The sequence below is a fragment of the Anaerosolibacter sp. genome (assembly GCF_029240175.1).
Lineage (GTDB): Bacteria > Bacillota > Clostridia > Peptostreptococcales > Thermotaleaceae > Anaerosolibacter.
This window is the reverse complement of record NZ_JARBTM010000007.1, coordinates 74,282-92,615: the sequence shown is the minus strand read 5'-3', so window position 1 is coordinate 92,615 and position 18,334 is coordinate 74,282. Positions and strand designations below refer to the sequence as shown.

General features: G+C 38.6%; 18 protein-coding genes. 16 read left to right on the top strand and 2 right to left on the bottom strand.

Features of this window, described 5'->3' with window-relative positions:
• Nucleotides 1-73: 73 nt before the first annotated feature.
• The 15 genes from K0R93_RS07000 (at nt 74) to K0R93_RS06930 (ending at nt 14,143) form a co-directional block, all read left to right on the top strand.
• The gene (locus K0R93_RS07000; protein ID WP_300299371.1) at nt 74-331 is read left to right on the top strand and encodes an IreB family regulatory phosphoprotein; all 258 of its coding nucleotides are present in this window, start codon (nt 74-76) and stop codon (nt 329-331) included.
• Nucleotides 332-343: 12 nt separating this feature from the next.
• Nucleotides 344-2,506, top strand: a complete 2,163-nt coding sequence (locus K0R93_RS06995; protein ID WP_300299369.1) for a hypothetical protein — start codon at nt 344-346, stop codon at nt 2,504-2,506.
• 3 nt (nt 2,507-2,509) lie between these two features.
• Complete coding sequence (locus K0R93_RS06990; RefSeq protein ID WP_300299367.1) at nt 2,510-3,460, top strand: aldo/keto reductase; 951 nt, start codon at nt 2,510-2,512, stop codon at nt 3,458-3,460.
• 16 nt (nt 3,461-3,476) lie between these two features.
• Nucleotides 3,477-3,896, top strand: coding sequence for a Holliday junction resolvase RuvX (ruvX, locus tag K0R93_RS06985; RefSeq protein ID WP_300299365.1), 420 nt, complete (start codon nt 3,477-3,479; stop codon nt 3,894-3,896).
• Nucleotides 3,897-3,906: 10 nt separating this feature from the next.
• Complete coding sequence (locus K0R93_RS06980) at nt 3,907-4,179, top strand: DUF1292 domain-containing protein (protein WP_300299363.1); 273 nt, start codon at nt 3,907-3,909, stop codon at nt 4,177-4,179.
• Between the two features lie 167 nt (nt 4,180-4,346).
• Entirely contained in the window at nt 4,347-5,072 is a 726-nt protein-coding gene (sfsA, locus tag K0R93_RS06975) for a DNA/RNA nuclease SfsA (protein ID WP_300299361.1), read from the top strand.
• A gap of 228 nt (nt 5,073-5,300) precedes the next feature.
• On the top strand, nt 5,301-5,447 hold the full coding sequence (locus tag K0R93_RS06970) for a hypothetical protein (RefSeq protein WP_300299358.1): 147 nt from the start codon (nt 5,301-5,303) through the stop codon (nt 5,445-5,447).
• Between the two features lie 120 nt (nt 5,448-5,567).
• Nucleotides 5,568-6,011: a Fur family transcriptional regulator gene (locus K0R93_RS06965; RefSeq protein WP_300299356.1), complete on the top strand. Its 444-nt coding sequence runs from the start codon at nt 5,568-5,570 to the stop codon at nt 6,009-6,011.
• A 261-nt stretch (nt 6,012-6,272) separates the two neighbouring features.
• A complete protein-coding gene (locus tag K0R93_RS06960; protein WP_300299354.1) occupies nt 6,273-7,940 on the top strand; it encodes a ribonuclease J in 1,668 nt (555 codons plus the stop codon).
• 136 nt (nt 7,941-8,076) lie between these two features.
• A complete protein-coding gene (gene mltG / locus K0R93_RS06955; RefSeq protein ID WP_300299352.1) occupies nt 8,077-9,117 on the top strand; it encodes an endolytic transglycosylase MltG in 1,041 nt (346 codons plus the stop codon).
• A gap of 117 nt (nt 9,118-9,234) precedes the next feature.
• Nucleotides 9,235-9,900 (top strand): O-methyltransferase, encoded by a 666-nt coding sequence (locus K0R93_RS06950; RefSeq protein WP_300299350.1) that lies wholly within the window; start codon nt 9,235-9,237, stop codon nt 9,898-9,900.
• Entirely contained in the window at nt 9,888-11,129 is a 1,242-nt protein-coding gene (locus K0R93_RS06945; RefSeq protein ID WP_300299348.1) for a peptidase U32 family protein, read from the top strand. Before K0R93_RS06950 ends, K0R93_RS06945 begins: the two co-directional genes overlap by 13 nt.
• Nucleotides 11,122-11,772 carry a uridine kinase gene (gene udk, locus K0R93_RS06940; protein WP_300299346.1) on the top strand — a complete coding sequence of 217 codons (651 nt, stop codon included), beginning with the start codon at nt 11,122-11,124 and terminating at the stop codon, nt 11,770-11,772. Before K0R93_RS06945 ends, udk begins: the two co-directional genes overlap by 8 nt.
• Nucleotides 11,773-11,836: 64 nt before the next feature.
• Nucleotides 11,837-13,543, top strand: coding sequence for a peptidoglycan D,D-transpeptidase FtsI family protein (locus K0R93_RS06935; RefSeq protein ID WP_300299344.1), 1,707 nt, complete (start codon nt 11,837-11,839; stop codon nt 13,541-13,543).
• A gap of 102 nt (nt 13,544-13,645) precedes the next feature.
• Nucleotides 13,646-14,143 (top strand): sigma-70 family RNA polymerase sigma factor, encoded by a 498-nt coding sequence (locus K0R93_RS06930; protein ID WP_330685068.1) that lies wholly within the window; start codon nt 13,646-13,648, stop codon nt 14,141-14,143.
• On the opposite strand, the gene K0R93_RS06925 is transcribed toward K0R93_RS06930, so the two are convergent.
• Complete coding sequence (locus K0R93_RS06925) at nt 14,100-15,638, bottom strand: recombinase family protein (protein ID WP_300299342.1); 1,539 nt, start codon at nt 15,636-15,638, stop codon at nt 14,100-14,102. The two genes, K0R93_RS06930 and K0R93_RS06925, sit on opposite strands and share 44 nt — an antisense overlap.
• A 143-nt stretch (nt 15,639-15,781) precedes the next feature.
• On the opposite strand from K0R93_RS06925, the gene K0R93_RS06920 reads away from it, so the two are divergent.
• Complete coding sequence (locus K0R93_RS06920) at nt 15,782-16,882, top strand: metallophosphoesterase (protein WP_300299340.1); 1,101 nt, start codon at nt 15,782-15,784, stop codon at nt 16,880-16,882.
• Nucleotides 16,883-16,910: 28 nt separating this feature from the next.
• Here K0R93_RS06920 and K0R93_RS06915 read toward each other — a convergent pair whose 3' ends face one another.
• Nucleotides 16,911-18,209: a CapA family protein gene (locus K0R93_RS06915; protein WP_300299338.1), complete on the bottom strand. Its 1,299-nt coding sequence runs from the start codon at nt 18,207-18,209 to the stop codon at nt 16,911-16,913.
• Between the last annotated feature and the right edge of the window lie 125 nt (nt 18,210-18,334).

The window sequence follows — 18,334 nt, the reverse complement described above, 5'->3', positions numbered from 1 at the left end:
AATTAAAGGATTATGTATAATTGTAGAGAATAAATGAAATATACTAATAGATAGGAAAGGAGCGGTTTATATCATGGGTGAGAAGTTTAACTTTACAATGAAATTTAATGTGGATAAAGAAAAAGTGAACGAAGCAGAGGAAATATTGGTTAATGTATATAAGGCACTTAAAGAAAAAGGTTATAATCCTATCAATCAATTAGTAGGGTATATCTTGTCAGGAGATCCTACCTACATTACGAGTCACAATAATGCAAGAAGCCTTATTCGTCAGCTTGAAAGAGATGAACTCTTAGAAGAATTAATTAAAAAATATCTAGAAAACAAGTAGGTGGAATTCGTTTTGAACAAATCGTTTTTAAAAATACTTTTGATAGGTCTAGTTTTACTTGCCTTTTTTTCTTCAGAATTTGCTTATGGAACAGAGAACAAGAAGGTTCTCCTTATCACCATCAATGAAGTAAGTTTTGAGGATCTATATAGCATGGATTCTGTGAAGGATATGGTAGATGACGGCGCTATTGCGTTAATGAACAATCGAACCTCCACACGGGCAAATAGCATCAAAGCTTATATGACCATTGGTACAGGTGTGAGAGCAGAAGCTTCGTTAGAGGCTGCGGCTTTTGAGGATATTAACAATGAAAATGTCCAAATCTATCATAGACGTTTGGGACCCATAGAAGCTAATCAGGGAATTATCAATCTTGAAATGCCTAAATTGATCGCCCTTAATGAGCTAGGCGATTATGGTGCTGCTCCTGGAGCCCTTGGCAAAGCGTTACATCTGGCAGGCTTAAAAACTGCTGCTATTGGCAACGGAGATACAAGCGAAAATCGTGTTCGATTAGCTCCGCTGATCGCAATGGATGAAATGGGATTTGTAGATTATGGTTCCGTAGATCCAGGGTTAAACCTAGTGGACCCAACGTATCCCTTTGGTATCAAATCAAATTATGATAAATATAGAGAAACCATACATGCTGTTTGGAGTCATGCAGATTTTGTTACAGTGGATCTTGAGGACATTAGTCGTTTAGAAAGATACAAGAATCATATGACTGAGGAACGATACTTGTTACATAAGCATACTGTACTTCAAGACATGAGCCGATTTATAAATACAATTTTAGCGGATATCGATCTTGAGAACACGAGAGTTATACTGGTAACACCCTATCCTTCAGCCGAAAATATTAAAAGCGGAAATACTCTAACCCCAATCATTGTCTATGGTTCAGGGATCAGTCAAGGTGTTATGACATCTGATACGACTAGAAGAGAAGGTATTGTTGGTAACGTGGATATTGGTCCTTCTGTATTGGACTATTTGGAAACATCTTCTGATGAAATGACAGGCAGAACCTTGCGTGTTATCCCTAAAACTGACAATTATACCTACATCCAAGATTTGAATACGAAGACAGTTGCAACTTCAAATTTTAGATATCCTGTATTGTCAACTTTTGCCATCTTTGAAATTATTGTATCTATATTGGCCCTAATCATCATTTTAATTAAAGATCGATTAAATTCAAAATGGGTAAATCGGTTTAAAAATGTTTTACTAAGTACAATGACTGCGCCTTTTGTATTGCTGATTTTACCAGTCTTTGTGCGCACCAATTTAGCGATGACATTCATTCTGCTTATAGGCATCACTACGATCATCACATATGCAACCAAAAGTATACGAAAAGAAACTATTGACAGCATATTGCTACTTTCACTTATTACAACCATAGGGCTGCTGATTGACATCTCTACAAACGGCACGCTGATTAAAAGTTCTTTGCTCGGTTATGACCCAATCATTGGGGCAAGATACTATGGAATTGGAAATGAATACATGGGCGTACTCATAGGAGCAACCTTGGTTTTTGCAACTTCCCTCCTTGACCGCTTCAAAGTAAATAAAGTCTGGTGTTTAGCGATCTTTTTCGTTACCATTGTCATCATTGGTTACCCGGGATTTGGTGCCAATGTGGGTGGAACCATGACCGCTGTAGCAGCATTTCTATTTGTATCCTTAAGGTTATTTAAGGTTCGTATTGGCATCAAGCAGCTTTTCTTTATCGGGACAGCAATTGTGGCGGCAGTAGCATTTATGGCTTTTATTGACATCTATCTGCTAGGAAGTAAATCCCACCTTGCTGGGGCAATTCAACAAATTGTTACTGAGGGACCTGGCATTATATTTCTCATTATAAAGAGAAAAATAGCTATGAATTTAAAGCTTGTTGGTGTTACAATATGGAGTAAGGTTTTGTTAAGTGCTATCCTCATCATAGCAATCTTAATCTATAGACCAGTAGGTACATTATATAAGCTTACATCCCTGTATCCTAACTTAGCGTTGGGTTGGTCTGGGATTGTAGTCGCCTGTATCGTAGGATTCTTAGTAAATGATTCTGGGATTGTGGCATCAGCCACTGGGATCATATTCTTGGTGATGAGTATGCTGTATTTGGCATTCTATATTCCCAAAGAACAACAGAGACCATAGCCTATGGAGTATCGATTTTTAGGGAATACAGGTATTAAGGTATCAAGACTGTGCTTCGGCGGACTAACGGTAGGGCCGTTACAAGCAAATCTTAGTCCAGAAGCAGGCGGAGAAATCATTGCCGAAGCTTTCAGGCAAGGAGTAAATTTTATCGATACAGCAGAACTCTACGGTACTTATCCTCATATCAAAAGGGCCCTGACCCTTTATAAGGATAACCCCATTATCATCGCTACAAAATCCTATGCATATGACGAAGAGACTGCAAAAAAAAGTGTTGATTTGGCGTTGTCATCTATGGATTTACATCACCTCGATATATTTTTGCTTCATGAGCAAGAAAGTGAACATACCCTGCGAGGCCATGATGGTGCGTTGAAATACTACTTAAAAATGAAGGAACAGGGTATAATAAAAGCAGTGGGCATCTCGACCCATACAATCAAAGCTGTAAAGGCTGCATCAAAAATGCCTGAAATTGATGTGATTCACCCGATCATCAATAAAGCTGGTCTTGGTATCCAGGATGGGCCAGTGGAGGATATGCTGAAAGCCTTAGTAATTGCCAAGGAAAGCGGAAAAGGTATTTATGGCATGAAACCCCTGGGCGGTGGAAATTTAATCCATTCATCTGCTGAGTGTTTTCAATTTGTATTAAATTTACCTATGCTGGATTCTATTGCTGTAGGTATGCAAACGAAGGAAGAAGTTCAGGCAAACATCATGGTTTTCAGCGGCAAAGAAGTCCCTGCTGCTGTACAAAGCAGTATTTCGAGTCATTTAAGAAAACTACATATAGACTTTTGGTGTGAAAAGTGCAGCAAATGTATAGACCATTGTCGCCATGGCGCACTGATGTTAACAGAAGAAGGTATTTCTGTGAAACGAGATCAATGCGTTTTATGCGGGTATTGCAGCAGTTATTGTCCAAACTTCTGCATAAAAATTGTTTAGAGATGAGGAAGTATATATGAGAATCATGGGTTTAGATGTAGGCGATAAAACAATTGGCATTGCAGTAAGTGATGCTCTTGGTTGGACTGCACAAGGGGTAGAAACCATCAGAAGAACCAATATAAAAGCAGACCTAAGAAGGCTAGAGGAATTGGTGAAGGAAAAAGAGGTCCATAAGATGATTGTCGGCCTACCCAAAAATATGAATGGCACTCTTGGTCCCCAAGGAGAAAAAGTATTGGAATTTGTGGAAAGGCTTAAAAAACGTTTCAATACGCTGGAAATCATTCTTTGGGATGAAAGACTGACGACGGTTGCCGCTGAAAGAACACTCATCAGTGCCGACGTCCGTCGTGAAAAGAGAAAGCAAGTTATAGATATGGTGGCTGCCACATATATTTTACAAGGCTATCTAGATGGCCATAATACTAAATGAGGTGATAAAAATGGAAAATGATAACATTGTAACGCTCCTTGATGAGCATGGAAAGGAAACAGAATTTGAAGTTATCGCGACATTAGAAGTAAATGAGGCTGAGTACGCAATCCTATTGCCATTAGATGCAGAGGATGAAGAGGCATTTATCTTCAAAATGGTTGAAGAAGATGGGAAATATACATTAGAGTGTGTAGAAAACGACGAAGAATTCGATGCCGTAGCTGCTGCTTACGAAGATTTGTTAGAAAACGAAGAGTATGATGAAGAGGAAGAAGAATAGAATAGTATCAAGATAAAAATGAGAATTCTTTATAAGGGTTCTCTTTTTTATATATCTTCCCTTGGGCAGACACACAGGTCTGCCCCCATTTGAATTTTTTATCTTGGTTTCGTTTCTATAGAATTTGGTATAATAAATAGTAATCATTAGAAATTGGAGGCATATTCTTGAAAGTACATATAGAAGGCACACTACATGAAGCTGTATTTATAAAAAGAATCAATCGCTTTTTAGCTGAAATACAATGGGAGGGCACCATACACAAAGCCCATGTGCCCAATACAGGGCGAATGAAGGAACTGCTGATTGTGGGAACTCGCGTTATTGTGAGACCAATTCAAGATGAAAAACGAAAAACAAAATTTGATTTATTGATGGTGCGCAAGGAGAATTATTGGGTAGCCATTGACTCAAAGCTACCGAATGTCATCCTAGAAGCTGCTTTTCGAAATCATCAAATAGACTACCTAAAAGATTATGATTTTCTCAAAAGGGAAGTCAAATACGGACAAAGCCGTATTGATCTTCTCTTAAACAGAGAAAAAGAGCTTGCGTTTATTGAAGCCAAATGTGTGACGTATGTTCGCGAAGACCATGCCGCTTCTTTTCCCGATGCCCCCACTGAGCGTGGTAGAAAGCACATTTTTGAGCTAATGAATGTGGTGAAAGAAAATATGAGGGGAATTGTCATATTTGTTATTCAGCGGGAAGATGCCCTATATTTCACGCCGAATCGGGAAAGGGATCCTCAATTTGCTGCAGTGGTAGAAGAAGCATCCAAAGCAGGCGTGGAGTTTTATGCCTATACTTGTAGGGTTTCCAAAAACAAAGTTGAGATCTTAAAAGAGATACCCGTAATATTGACACAAGAAAAGAATAGTGATACCATGTAGTTGAAAATCTATCTCATTAAACAAATTATCTATTGATAAATGCTTTTATTTAATAGGAAAGTTCTACTTTCCTATTAAATAAAAATCAGGGGTGCAGGGGAAGTATTCCCATGCCGTAGTCAGAGGGGTGCTCAGGCTGCTTTGCAGCCGTCGAAGGGGAACTAGGTTCCCCTAGCGAAGGCATCGTTAGATGCATTTTTATTGTATTTTCAATTAGGAGATGAAATCATGAGTCTAGTATGTAAAACCTGTGGAAATAAAATTGAAGATTCTCAATTACAAAGATGTCCTAGATGCTATACTATATTAAAAGAACCGCCGAAATGTGGCGATTGCAAAGGCTGCAGCATAGGCTTAAAAAACTGTAATAAATAATGGACTCTTAATTATTTTGATAATTACCCCTCGAATTCTAGATTATTCCTTGACTTTACTATTTTTTACAATTAAACTATTAAGTAAGATGCTTTATTAATTGAAAAAGAAGGTGTTATGATGTCAGAAATGATAGAAAGCTTAAAAGATAAATTGAAAGAAAAAGGCTATAAGCTTACGCCTCAAAGACGCGCCACATTAGATACAATCATGGAGAATCAAGGAAAACATATGAGTACTGAAGAAATCTATGATCTAGTGAAGGAAAAATGCCCAGAAATTGGCTTAGCAACAGTATATAGAACCCTTCAGCTGTTGGATGAACTTGATGTGATTTCCAAGATTAATTTTGATGATGGCTGCAGTAGATATGAATTAAATAATCATGAAGAAGACCATCAACATCATCATCTTATTTGCTTAAAATGCGGCAAGGTTATTGAAGTAGAAGTGGACTTACTGGAGACGCTTGAAAAAGAGATTGAAGAGAATTATAGCTTTGAAATTAAGGATCATAAAGTTAAATTTTTCGGATACTGTAATACTTGTAAGAAAATCCTGTAACGTTTGATACAGGATTTTCTTATGTATTACAGGACAAATTACCGTAAAAGAATTCTATATTTTGATGCAAACTAGGTTTACTTATGATGAAAATAGTAATAATAAATGATAAGGGTAGTTGATGGCACTGAGATGCTTTTATATTGCTAAGATATACCAAATACAGTATAATAGTCTTAATGCAATCTGTTCGTGTGAATTCATTTTACGGTAAATATAGGTCGGATTAGTATACATAGTTTAGATAGGGAGAGTGATTACGTGGCACGTAAAACAGCAAAAATTAGAGTAATTCCTTTAGGGGGTTTAAATGAAATTGGGAAAAATATGATGGCGTTTGAATATAAAGACGATATCATTGTCATAGATTGTGGGATGAGTTTCCCTGAGGATGAAATGCTGGGAATTGATATTGTGATACCTGATATCACATACCTAATGAAGAATAGAGATAAGGTTCGTGGGATTGTTCTTACCCATGGACATGAAGATCATATAGGTGCATTACCATATGTATTGAAAAAACTAAATGTACCAATTTATGGATCAAAACTGACCTTAGGTTTAGTAGACAACAAATTGAAAGAACATAAATTAAACGGCAGTGTTGAAACCCATGTGATCAAACATGGCGACACAGTGAAGTTAGGCGAGTTTAAGGTTGAAGCGATACGAACCAGTCATAGCATAGCAGATGCTCTTTGCTTGGCGATTCATACCTCATTAGGTACAATTGTACACACGGGAGATTTTAAAATCGACTATACGCCCATCGGAGGAGATGTCCTAGATTTCCACAGATTGGCTGAACTAGGTCAAAAAGGTGTATTGTTAATGCTCGCCGATAGTACAAATGTAGAACGCCCTGGGTATACCATGTCGGAGCGGACGGTAGGGGTAACCTTTGAAAACATCTTTAGAAATGCAAGTCAAAGAATTATTGTAGCGACCTTTGCTTCAAATGTTCATAGAGTACAACAGATTGTAAATGCAGCCCAAAAATTTAATAGGAAAGTTTCTTTTTCTGGCCGGAGCATGGTAAATGTGGTGAATGTTGCCATGGATTTAGGTTATTTAAGTGTTCCTGAAGATGTACTGATCGACATTAATGAAATTAACAGATATCCTGATAATGAAATTGTTATTGTCACAACGGGTAGTCAAGGAGAGCCTATGTCAGCACTGTCTAGAATGGCGAATGCTGAGCATCGAAAACTAGAAATACAGCCTGGAGACATGGTTATACTTTCTGCCACACCGATACCTGGAAACGAAAAGACCGTTGCCCGTGTTGTAAATCTGCTGTTTGAAAAAGGTGCAAACGTCATCTATGAAGCATTGGCTGATGTCCATGTGTCCGGCCATGCATGTCAAGAAGAGCTAAAATTAATGCATTCATTGGTCAAGCCTCAGTTTTTTATACCTGTTCATGGAGAATATAGACATCTCCGTCAGCATGGAAAGCTAGCCCAAAGTCTGGGGATGAGCAGTGAAGACATTTTTATTCTTGAAAATGGGGAAGTCCTGGAAATATCCAAAGAAGGTGCAAAACAATCCGGCAATGTAACCGCAGGAAATATTCTAGTTGATGGTTTGGGTGTAGGGGATGTAGGTAATATCGTTTTAAGGGATCGTAAACATTTATCAGAGGATGGACTTATGGTGGTGGTTGTAACGATTACCAAAGAAAACGGTCAAATCCTTGCAGGACCAGATATCATATCCCGAGGATTTGTATATGTAAGGGAATCTGAGGACTTGATGGACGAAGCTAGAACTGTTGTAAGAAATGCGCTGCAGTCCTGTCAAAGCAATAATGTCAGGGAATGGGCATCATTGAAGTCTGCCATAAAGGATAGTCTAAAAACATTTTTATATGAAAAAACCAAAAGAAGTCCTATGATTCTACCGATTATTATGGAAGTCTAAAAACTCGCATGCTGTCAAAGGCAGTATGCGAGTTTTATTTGTAAATCCAAGAGAAATTTTGAGACCCTAAGAGTTGTAATGTTCTGTTGAGAATTGTATAATTATATCATATGAATACAAACTTGGAGGTAGAATGATGAAATATTCTACAGCAGAAAAAACTTTTTCAAGAAAAATCCTTCGATTGATGTCTATCATTGTCACTTTTGCCGTGCTTTTGGGAATAGGAGGCATACTCTATTACTATCAATCTATAGGACCTGTAAATGCTCAAAATCAAGATGTTGTTGTGATTGAAATTCCCAAGGGTGCCTCTACGCTGAAGATTGCTCAAATATTAAAAGAAAACCATTTGATCAAGAATGACTTTAGCTTTAGAATACTAAGCAAGCTTTCAAAGGCTGAAGGGAAAATGCAGGCTGGCCGTTATCAAATGAATAGGGGAATGGATGCTGCCTCAATTATCGATAACCTAATAGAGGGAAGTGTCTTACGGGATGCTGTTAAATTTACTATACCTGAGGGTTTCGAGCTTAGACAGATTGCAGATCGTTTAGAGAGTTTAGGCCTTATAAACCGGGAAAAATTTATGGATTTTGCCAACAATGGTGATTTTCAATATAAATTTTTAGAGGGTATCCCAAAAGGTGTAAACCGACTTGAGGGATTCTTATTTCCTGATACCTATGAGATCTCAAAGGGTGCCACAGAGGAAGAAATTCTCACAAAAATGTTAGACCGATTCGATTCAGTATTCACCGAAGACGACTATAAACGTGCAGAAGAATTGAATATGACAGTCCAAGAGGTGATTACTTTGGCTTCTATTGTTGAACGTGAGGCACAGCTCGAAAAGGAAAGGCCCATAATATCTGGAGTTTTTCATAATCGTTTGAACAGGGGCATGTTATTACAATCCTGTGCCACCGTTCAATATGTATTAGGAGAAAGAAAAGTGAATTTAAGCCTTAAAGATATCAACATAGATTCACCATATAATACCTATAAGAATATCGGATTGCCGCCAGCACCTATAGCATCACCTGGTAAAGCATCGTTAGAAGCAGCATTATATCCAAGTAAAACCGACTTTTATTATTTTGTTGTGAAAAGCGATGGGGAGCATTCCTTTAGCAAAACGTATGAAGAACATTTGAAAGCAAAGAATGGGAATTGATTTATAGGGAAAAATAATACGTGGATAGATGCCACGTATTCATTTTTGCACAAATATATGAAATTATGGCTCATGATTTCTCATATTTGTGCGATTACATAAAAGGAGTTGCTGTATTTGAATAATATTGTTAATGAAGCAGTAGAATCTTACATCAGAGATGTGCTGCCAAAAAATGACGGACTCTTAAAAGAAATGGAGACCTATGCAGAAGATAATCATGTTCCAATCATCCATCCTGAGGTTGCAAAGCTCCTTGAGGTCTTAACAAAGATCCAAAAGCCTCAGCAGATTCTAGAGGTAGGTACAGCCATTGGATATTCTGCTATTGTCTTATGTAGTGCTACTGAGGAAGGACAGCTCATCAGCATCGAACGAAGAGAAGACATGATTGAAAAAGCTGAGTCTTTTATACATCGTGCTGGACTGGACAATCAAATACATATCCTTCAAGGAAATGCGGAGGATGTATTACCTACCATAGATCAGAAATTCGATATGATTTTTCTCGATGCAGCAAAGGGCCAATACATGGAGTTTCTAGCTTCATGCATCCACTTGCTTCGAGAGGGAGGTGTGCTGATTTCGGATAATGTACTCTATAAAGGGATGGTTGCATCGAATGAATATGTAATTCGCAGAAAAAAGACCATCGTAAAGAGGATGCGTACATATTTAGATTATATCATGGATCATCCCAGCCTTACATCTTGCCTCTTGCCTGTGGGCGATGGGGTAGCGATCAGCTATAAAAACAAGGAGGTTAACCTATGCAAAAAGTAGAACTGCTGGCACCCGCTGGAGATTTGGAAAAATTAAAAATGGCTTTTATTTATGGTGCAGACGCCGTTTACATAGGAGGGCAGACCTTTGGATTAAGGGCCAGTGCCAGGAATTTTTCCTTTGAAGATATGGCAGAAGGAATTAAATTTGCCCATGAACGGGGCAAAAAGGTATATGTAACACTAAATATCATACCCCATAATGAAGATCTCCAAGAACTTCCTGGATATCTTCAAAAACTAAATGATTTGGGGATCGATGCCCTTATCCTTTCAGATCCCGGTACGCTTATGTACGTAAAGCAATATGCCCCAGATTTAGAGATACATTTAAGCACACAGGCAAACAATACAAATTTTATGAGTGCACGCTTCTGGTATGAACAGGGAATACGAAGAATAATTTTAGCCAGGGAGCTTTCTTTTCAAGAGATCAAAGAAACAAGGGATAACATTCCTCAGGATTTGGAATTAGAAGCCTTTATTCATGGTGCTATGTGTATTTCATACTCCGGCAGATGCTTACTGAGTAACTATATGGCGAATCGAGATGCCAATCGGGGTGAATGTGCCCACCCTTGTCGATGGCAATATTATTTGGTAGAGGAGAAGCGACCTGGGGAATGTATGCCGGTATTCGAAGATGAGAATGGTACATACTTCTTCAATTCCAAGGACTTATGTATGATCCAATATATTCCCGAGCTTATTGAATCAGGGTTATCTAGTCTTAAGATCGAAGGTAGAATGAAGAGTGTTTATTATGTGGCAAATATCGTTCGGATTTATCGAGAGGCCATCGATCAATACTATAAGTTGGGCAGCGGCTATCAGTATAGTCCTCAATGGCTTGATGAAATCAAAAAAGCAAGCCATCGTGATTTCACTACTGGTTTTTATGTGGATAAACCCGGACCCCAAGAACAGATCTATGGCACCAGTGCCTACGTTCGTGAGTATGATTTCGTGGGATTGGTTCTTGACTATGACGAAGAAACTCAAATTGCTGTGATTGAGCAAAGGAATAGAATATTTCAAGGAGATGAACTGGAAATTATTGGTCCGAATATGAAGCAGTTTATACAAAATGTTGGACTCATGTGGAACCAAAATGATGAGGCAATCGATGTGGCTCCCCATGCCCAACAAATAATTAAGATGAAGATGGAACAGCCGGTAGAGAAGTTCGATATACTAAGAAAAGATAGGAAGGATGATCGGGTTGAGTAGACCTATATTGATTGGAATAACAGGGGGGACTGGGTCTGGTAAAAGCACCATCGCGAAAGCTATTTTTGAATGTTTGCCTGAGAAGAACATCGCGATTATCGAGCAAGATTCCTATTATAAGAGTCAAAATCATCTCTCCTTAGAAGATCGAGTGCATACAAATTATGACCATCCTTTGGCCTTCGATACAGGATTATTGGTTCAACATCTGAAGGACCTACTGAATGGACAGAGAATACAGAAACCTATTTATAATTTTTCAATTCACACAAGAGAAGAAGCAACGGAGGTTGTTGAATCAAAAGATATTATTGTTTTAGAAGGCATCATGATTCTAGACGATGAAGCATTAAGAGAATTAATGGATATCAAAATTTTCGTGGATACAGACCCTGATGTTCGCATTATTCGAAGAATCCTCAGGGATATTAAGGAACGAGGCAGAACTCTAGATTCTGTCGTTGATCAATATTTAAATACGGTACGACCTGCCCATCAACAGTTTATTGAACCCTATAAAAAGTACGCAGACATCATCATCCCCGAGGGTGGATACAATAAAGTAGCTATCGATATCATGGTAGCTAAGGTAAGATCTATTATTTATGAAAAACAAAATGGAAGCAGTATGGAGCTTTTATAACGTATACGCCTTTCTGAAGTTGGAGAGAATCTAAATATCCAACTTGCACAGGAAGGTGTTTTTTTTGCAAACAAGAACAGAAAAGAAAAAGAAAGAACAATGGGCATCCCTTGAGCCCATAAATCAAAATAGATTGTTTTTTATAGGTATATTTTTTACATTTGCCATCTTTATGCTTATCGGGAGATTGGCAGTTATCCAAATCATCGACGGACCCGAGTATCAAAAGAAAGCAATGGGACAATGGTTCAAAGAGCTGCCAGCAGGTATGGATAGGGGAAAGATTTTTGACCGTAACATGATTCCCCTTACCAATCGAAAAACAACGAGTAACTTGATCATATATCCAGAAATCTTTCCTATGACAGATACAAATATTCAGCTTCTCAGTCAATTAACTAAGCTTTCAATCTATGTTTTAAAATATGAAGAATTATCAAGCAATCGCCCTATTCAACTGGAAATAAAGAATTACGATACAGGCTTGATCAGGGAAGCGTTGGGGATTAAGGGGGTCTATTCTATGGATAGTGCTGAACGATACAGCCAATCACAGATAGCTGCCCACGTCATAGGCTATATTAACAAGATTGATAATGTGGGAAACAAAGGTATAGAAAAACAATATGACCAAATACTGACGGAATATCGATCAAACGTTATAGGAGCCATAGTTGATGCTCAAAAACGAGTGATTCCTGGGTTAGGATATAGAACCCTCACAAAAGACAGCCATGGAATAGGAAAAAATGTTGTACTTACCCTAGATTATGATATACAGAAAATTATCGAAGAAGAGTTTGATAAGCTTTATGAGAAAGGCAGTGTCGTTGTAACAGATGTGAAAAGCGGAGATGTTTTAGGATTAATGAGTCGCCCGAATTTCGATCAAGATAAAGTTGCCAACTATTTAGAGAGCAATAACAAAGAGTTCTACAATCGGGGAATTCAGATTGGTTATCCCCCAGGATCTGTATTTAAGATTATTGTTGCTGCTGCTGCCCTGGAAAATAATATCATTCATCATGATACCAAATTTCATTGTAATGGTTATGAAGAAATTGATGGGGTGGTTATTAAATGCAGCAGCTTTGATAAAGGCGGACATGGAGAAATAGATTTTGAACGGGCCTTTGCTGTCTCATGCAACTCTGCTTTCATACAGCTAGGACAGCAGGTAGGAGGCAAAAAGATTCTTGAAATGTCACAAAGATTAGGGCTTGGTTCTTTAACGAATATCGAACTACCCGAAGAAATCCCTGGACAATTACCAACAGAAGATTATATAAAAGGTGCAGGTATTGGGAATATCTCTATCGGACAAGGCACCCTAGAGGTTACCCCTTTGCAGATTGCCAGAGTAACAGCTGCAATTGCAAACGATGGGATATTAACGGACATAAGCATTGTAAAAGATATTATAGACGATAACAATCAGTTGGTGCTCGATGAACAACAATCAGAGAGGGTCTCTGTTTTATCAGAGGAAGTGTCAAGTAAAATACAATATCTGATGAAAAAAGTAGTCACAGAAGGAACAGGAAATAAAATCCGCTTGGAGAATGAAGGTGGTGCTGCTGGAAAAACTGGTTCAGCTGAAGGGTCCTCTGAAGGAAGAAATGTTGTTCATGCATGGTTTACGGGCTATTTCCCTACGGATGAACCTAAATATGGGATTACCATACTTGTGGAGGATGGCGGAGGCGGAGGCACCGTGGCGGCACCATTGTTTCATGAAATTGGTAAACGTATTGCAGAAGTGGAAAAGTAGAAAGATTGATCTTTGGAGGGGCTATTTTACAAAGACATGCACATTTCTATCTTTTTTTACATATAATTTTAAATGACCTAAATTTAGGAGGTGGATCGTTACATGTGGGCTACTTTTATCACGTTGTCTGCGGTATTGGCAAAACCATTGATTGCCCTTGTATCCTATGTTTCTACAAATAATTCATTTCCCAAGCCTTTGACCCCGGAAGAAGAAAATCATCAATTGGCCCTTTATGAACAAGGAGATGAAGAAGCGAAAAATATTCTTGTTGAAAGAAATCTAAGGCTTGTGGCCCATATCGTTAAAAAATACCATAATACTGGAAGAGAAGTAGATGATCTTATTTCCATTGGAACCATCGGGTTGATCAAAGCTATCACCACCTTTGATCGTCATAAAGGCACGCGATTGGCAACCTACGCAGCCCGGTGCATTGAAAATGAAATCTTGATGACCATTCGTTCTAGCAAGAAAACAAAAAGTGAAGTATCGCTGCAAGACCCAATTGGAGTTGATAAAGAAGGCAATGAATTGCCTTCTTTTTATTATCAACCTATTCTTGATGATTGGGCAGTTTTGGATAAAGAATCAATGTGAACTGATCGTCGCGATGATGTTTTTCTTTGAAATAGACCCCATAGCTGATAACAGATTTTAAGAATCTGTTTTTTTTCTCAGGAGTTTGCGCTAGATGATATATATCAAGAAGAGAACTGAATTCCATAGATGAAGCAGTAGGTATAATATCCTTAAGTTGTGCGGATTTAACTCGAGTATCGGTGAGTAGTTTTTCCATTTCAAGAATCTTCGTGCTAAGATATCCTATCCGATTGTTAAATGTATCCAAGTCATAGATGTTTTTCTCAAATAAGTCATATACATTGTTCTTTTGGATTTGTAAATCCCGAAGATTGCTTTCAATGGTTTGCATAATATTATTATGTAAATCAATTTTGGTTTGAAGTTGATTTTGAACGTTAAGAATCTGATCCCACTGGACAGCGTATTCTGATAGCCAAAGCTTTAAAGACTCAGTTAATCGATGTTCTACATATAGCAGCTTGCTGCTTTTGTTGCTGCAATGCTGATAGCACATTAGTTGTGAATCTTTTGTTTTGTAAGTCCGGAGAACCATAGAGGCTCCACATATGCCGCAGCGGATTAACCCTGCTAAGGGATTGACTATCTGATGATTGTCTGTGAAAGGAACATTGCTTCGATTTTTCAAAACGTGCTGTGCCTTCTCGAACAATTCTTCTGAGATGATCGGTGGATGTTGACCCTCAGTAATCAACCACTCATCCCTTACACGTAGTCGTGAATTCTTCTTTTTTTCAGCAGTCAATGATTTTTTAATCTCTCTCTTTTTCCAGGTGATTTTTCCAATATAAATGGGATTTTTTAAGATATTTAATACCGCTGATGATGACCAAGGCTTACCTGTACTGGTGGGATACCTGAGCTCATTTAAACGTGCAGCGATTTTATTGCCGCCAATTCCTAAGCTGGTGTACCAATCATAAATCATTTTGACTACCTTTGTTTGTTCCTCATTAGGTATAAGACTCCTGTGATTATTCGTATTATGAATATCATACCCATATGGGGGGATAGGGGATAGGTAATTGCCTTCTTCTATGGAACGCAATCTGCCTCTCTGTAGACGTCTATTGATTATTTTAAGTTCTTTACGTGCCATAAAAGCCTCAAACTCGCTATACTCCTCATCAAATTCATCGTGAAGATCATATGTTTTTCTAGGCGTAATAATCTTTGTGGCTGATTTTTTAAAAGTATCTAAAATTAGGCCCTGCTCCTGCATATTCCCTCTGCCCAAACGGTCCATGTCCATACATAATACAGCTTCGTACGCTCCAGCTTCTACTTCATGAAGCAGTGCAATCATCTCAGGCCTGTGCATGAGGCTTTCACCAGAAACAACCTCTTCCTTAACATCTATGATATTTAGATTATATTCCTGAGCAAACTTGGAAAGATATTGTTTATGTTTGCTCAAGGTTTCACCTTCACCACGGGCCTCGGCCTCTACATCTGCCCGGGATTTTCTTAAATACATACATACCTTTTCCATATGTCCCTCCTCAAGCCTAGTGCTAACCTATATTTATTAAAAAGATACTTACAATATGCGCGATATTGTCTTCCTTAACGAAGTTTGTTACAATATTCAATATTGATAGTACTTTTGTTCAATAAGTTATGGGAGGAATCATTTTGACGTTTTTACGGATGGCTTTTTTTATTTTTGTGGCATCTTCTTTGTACTTTGGGCTGCATTATTATATCTATTGGAGTATTGTAAGAAGTATTTTCCTAACAAGCACTGTCAAAGCTTTTATAAAGATTTTCATGTCCATTGGAGGGTTGAGTTTTTTTCTAGGAGAGTTCTTACGGCGTAGAAGCGGACTAGAATTTCTCATCTATGGAGGGCACATATGGTTAGGCGTGCTTTCTATTACCTTCACAATCTTTGTGTTAAAAGATATATTTTCTATTTTTTTACCGGAGCATCGAAAAATCCTCACCTATGCCAGCATAGTGGTGTCCATCGCCGCCATTGCCTTTGCGATCATTCAGGTTAAGCAGCCACCCAAGTTAAAGGAGATTCAAATCCCAGTGGCTAGACTATCTCAAAGCCAGTCAGGCTTTAGAATCATTCATCTATCAGATATTCATATTAACCACTTCACATCAAAAGAATGGATCGAGTCCTTGGTTGAGCGTGTGAATCAGCAAAATCCAGATGTCATATTGATAACAGGTGACGTTATTGACGATCATTTAGATAGAATAAAGGAGTTTCCTCCAATCCTACGTCAACTAAAAAGCAAGCACGGCATTTATGTGGTATCAGGCAATCATGAATACTATGGCGGTATCCAGCATTTTAATGATTTTTGCGATCAATCGAATTTTCATATACTTAACAATGAGACGATTACCATCGATAAAGGTCTCCATATTGTTGGGATTCCAGACGATACAGCGAAAAGCTTTTCACTGCCGGGTCCAGATCTAGGGATAGCCATGAGAAACATTCAAGATGACCAGCCTATCATCTTAATGTCCCATAAGCCAGTGGGATTTCCTGAAGCTGTAAAGAAGGGTGTTAGCCTTCAGTTATCAGGACATACCCATAGCGGTCAGATTTTACCCCTAAATCTATTGGTTCCATTGGCATTTAAGTACTCCTACGGACTCTATGAGCTGGACACGGCCTATATTTATACGACGTCAGGTACTGGCCTCTGGGGGCCGCCCATGCGTATCTTTACAAGCTCAGAAATTGTCTCCATTGATCTAATTTCCCAATGATATAGAATAAGCCCCTCAGACGAGGGGCTTATTCTATATCATTTTTGTGAACTTTTCTTTTTGGCCCAGAAAAAGGCATAGATCCAGGAAGCTCCTGCTGCAGCAGACTGGTGGTGTTATGATAGGAAAGCTTCGCCCTATGCTGAGCGTCGCTGGATGACAGGTGAAATACTTGTGGATTCTGCAATGCTTGGGGTAATGGCAATATCTCGAAAATACGCTTACCTCCACGGACATATTTATGAACCCATGTGGGTTGATATCCTACATGGGAAATGACAGTCCCATTGCTGACCAAATCCTTTTGTATTTTGATGTGAACTAGCATACCATCTTCAGTATAGCGATTTTTTAGGATTTCATATCTCTGATTAGACAAAAAATTTCCAAGAGAATACACGACCAGGGTTTGGTGATCATGGTCAGGATGCTTTATCCACTCTATGGGCTGCAGCACGTGGGGATGACTTCCAAAAATGATATCGACACCATGGGCGTTAAGATCTTGGGCAATCTGTTTTTGAGATTGATTGGGGCTACGCTGAAATTCTTCTCCCCAATGAAGGTAGAAGACAATGATTTCAGCACCAGCGACTCTCATGGCATCGATGGTAGACTTTATCTGAGATAGATCCTCCTTCCAGCGATCAAAGCGAAATGAGTTGATAAGAGGCTCCAGTACGGATGGCATGATAAGGGCATTGATGGTTTTGTTTTTGCCATAGGCAGGTGTTTCATAAGTATAGGCAGTAATACCAACCTTGATGCCTTGAACATCTTCAATTAAGAACCTACTTTCTTCCACAGATTTTCTCGTGCCTATCGTTTTGAAGCCTTGTGCCTGTAGTACCTCCAAGGTTCTAACCACACCATCCATACCCGTATCAATTGTATGGTTGTTGGCAGTTACAGCTACATCAAAACCTGCAGTTTTAAGGGCTTCTGCCAAGGAGTCAGGACTATTGAAGCGCGGGAAACTCGAGTATCCCTTTTCTTCACCCCCAAAGGTTGTCTCTAAGTTGAGAAGGGCAAGGTCAGCACTTTCGATATAAGGCTTAATGAATTGAAAATTGTTGTGGAAATCGAACTGGCCGGAAATACGATCATACTGCGCTTTTAACTGAGGTCCATGAACCATGACATCACCAACGGCGGTAATCTGAATCTCAATAGGCTTAGGCGATGTTACAGATTCATGAGAAATTTCATCTATCGAAGCATCCTCACCCATATTCGCAGCTGGAACAGCTTTTGGACGGATAGAATTATTACAAGCGCTTAACAGAATGACACATAAAAAAAGCATGGATATCCATCTCATTTTCATCTTTTCACCTTCATTCCTTCGTCAACATTACCATAATAAGGTAATGATTCTATGGATTTAGTCTAATCTATATGAGGAAATATTTCAATTGTTTATTTCAAGATACCCTAGGGTAAGAAATAAAG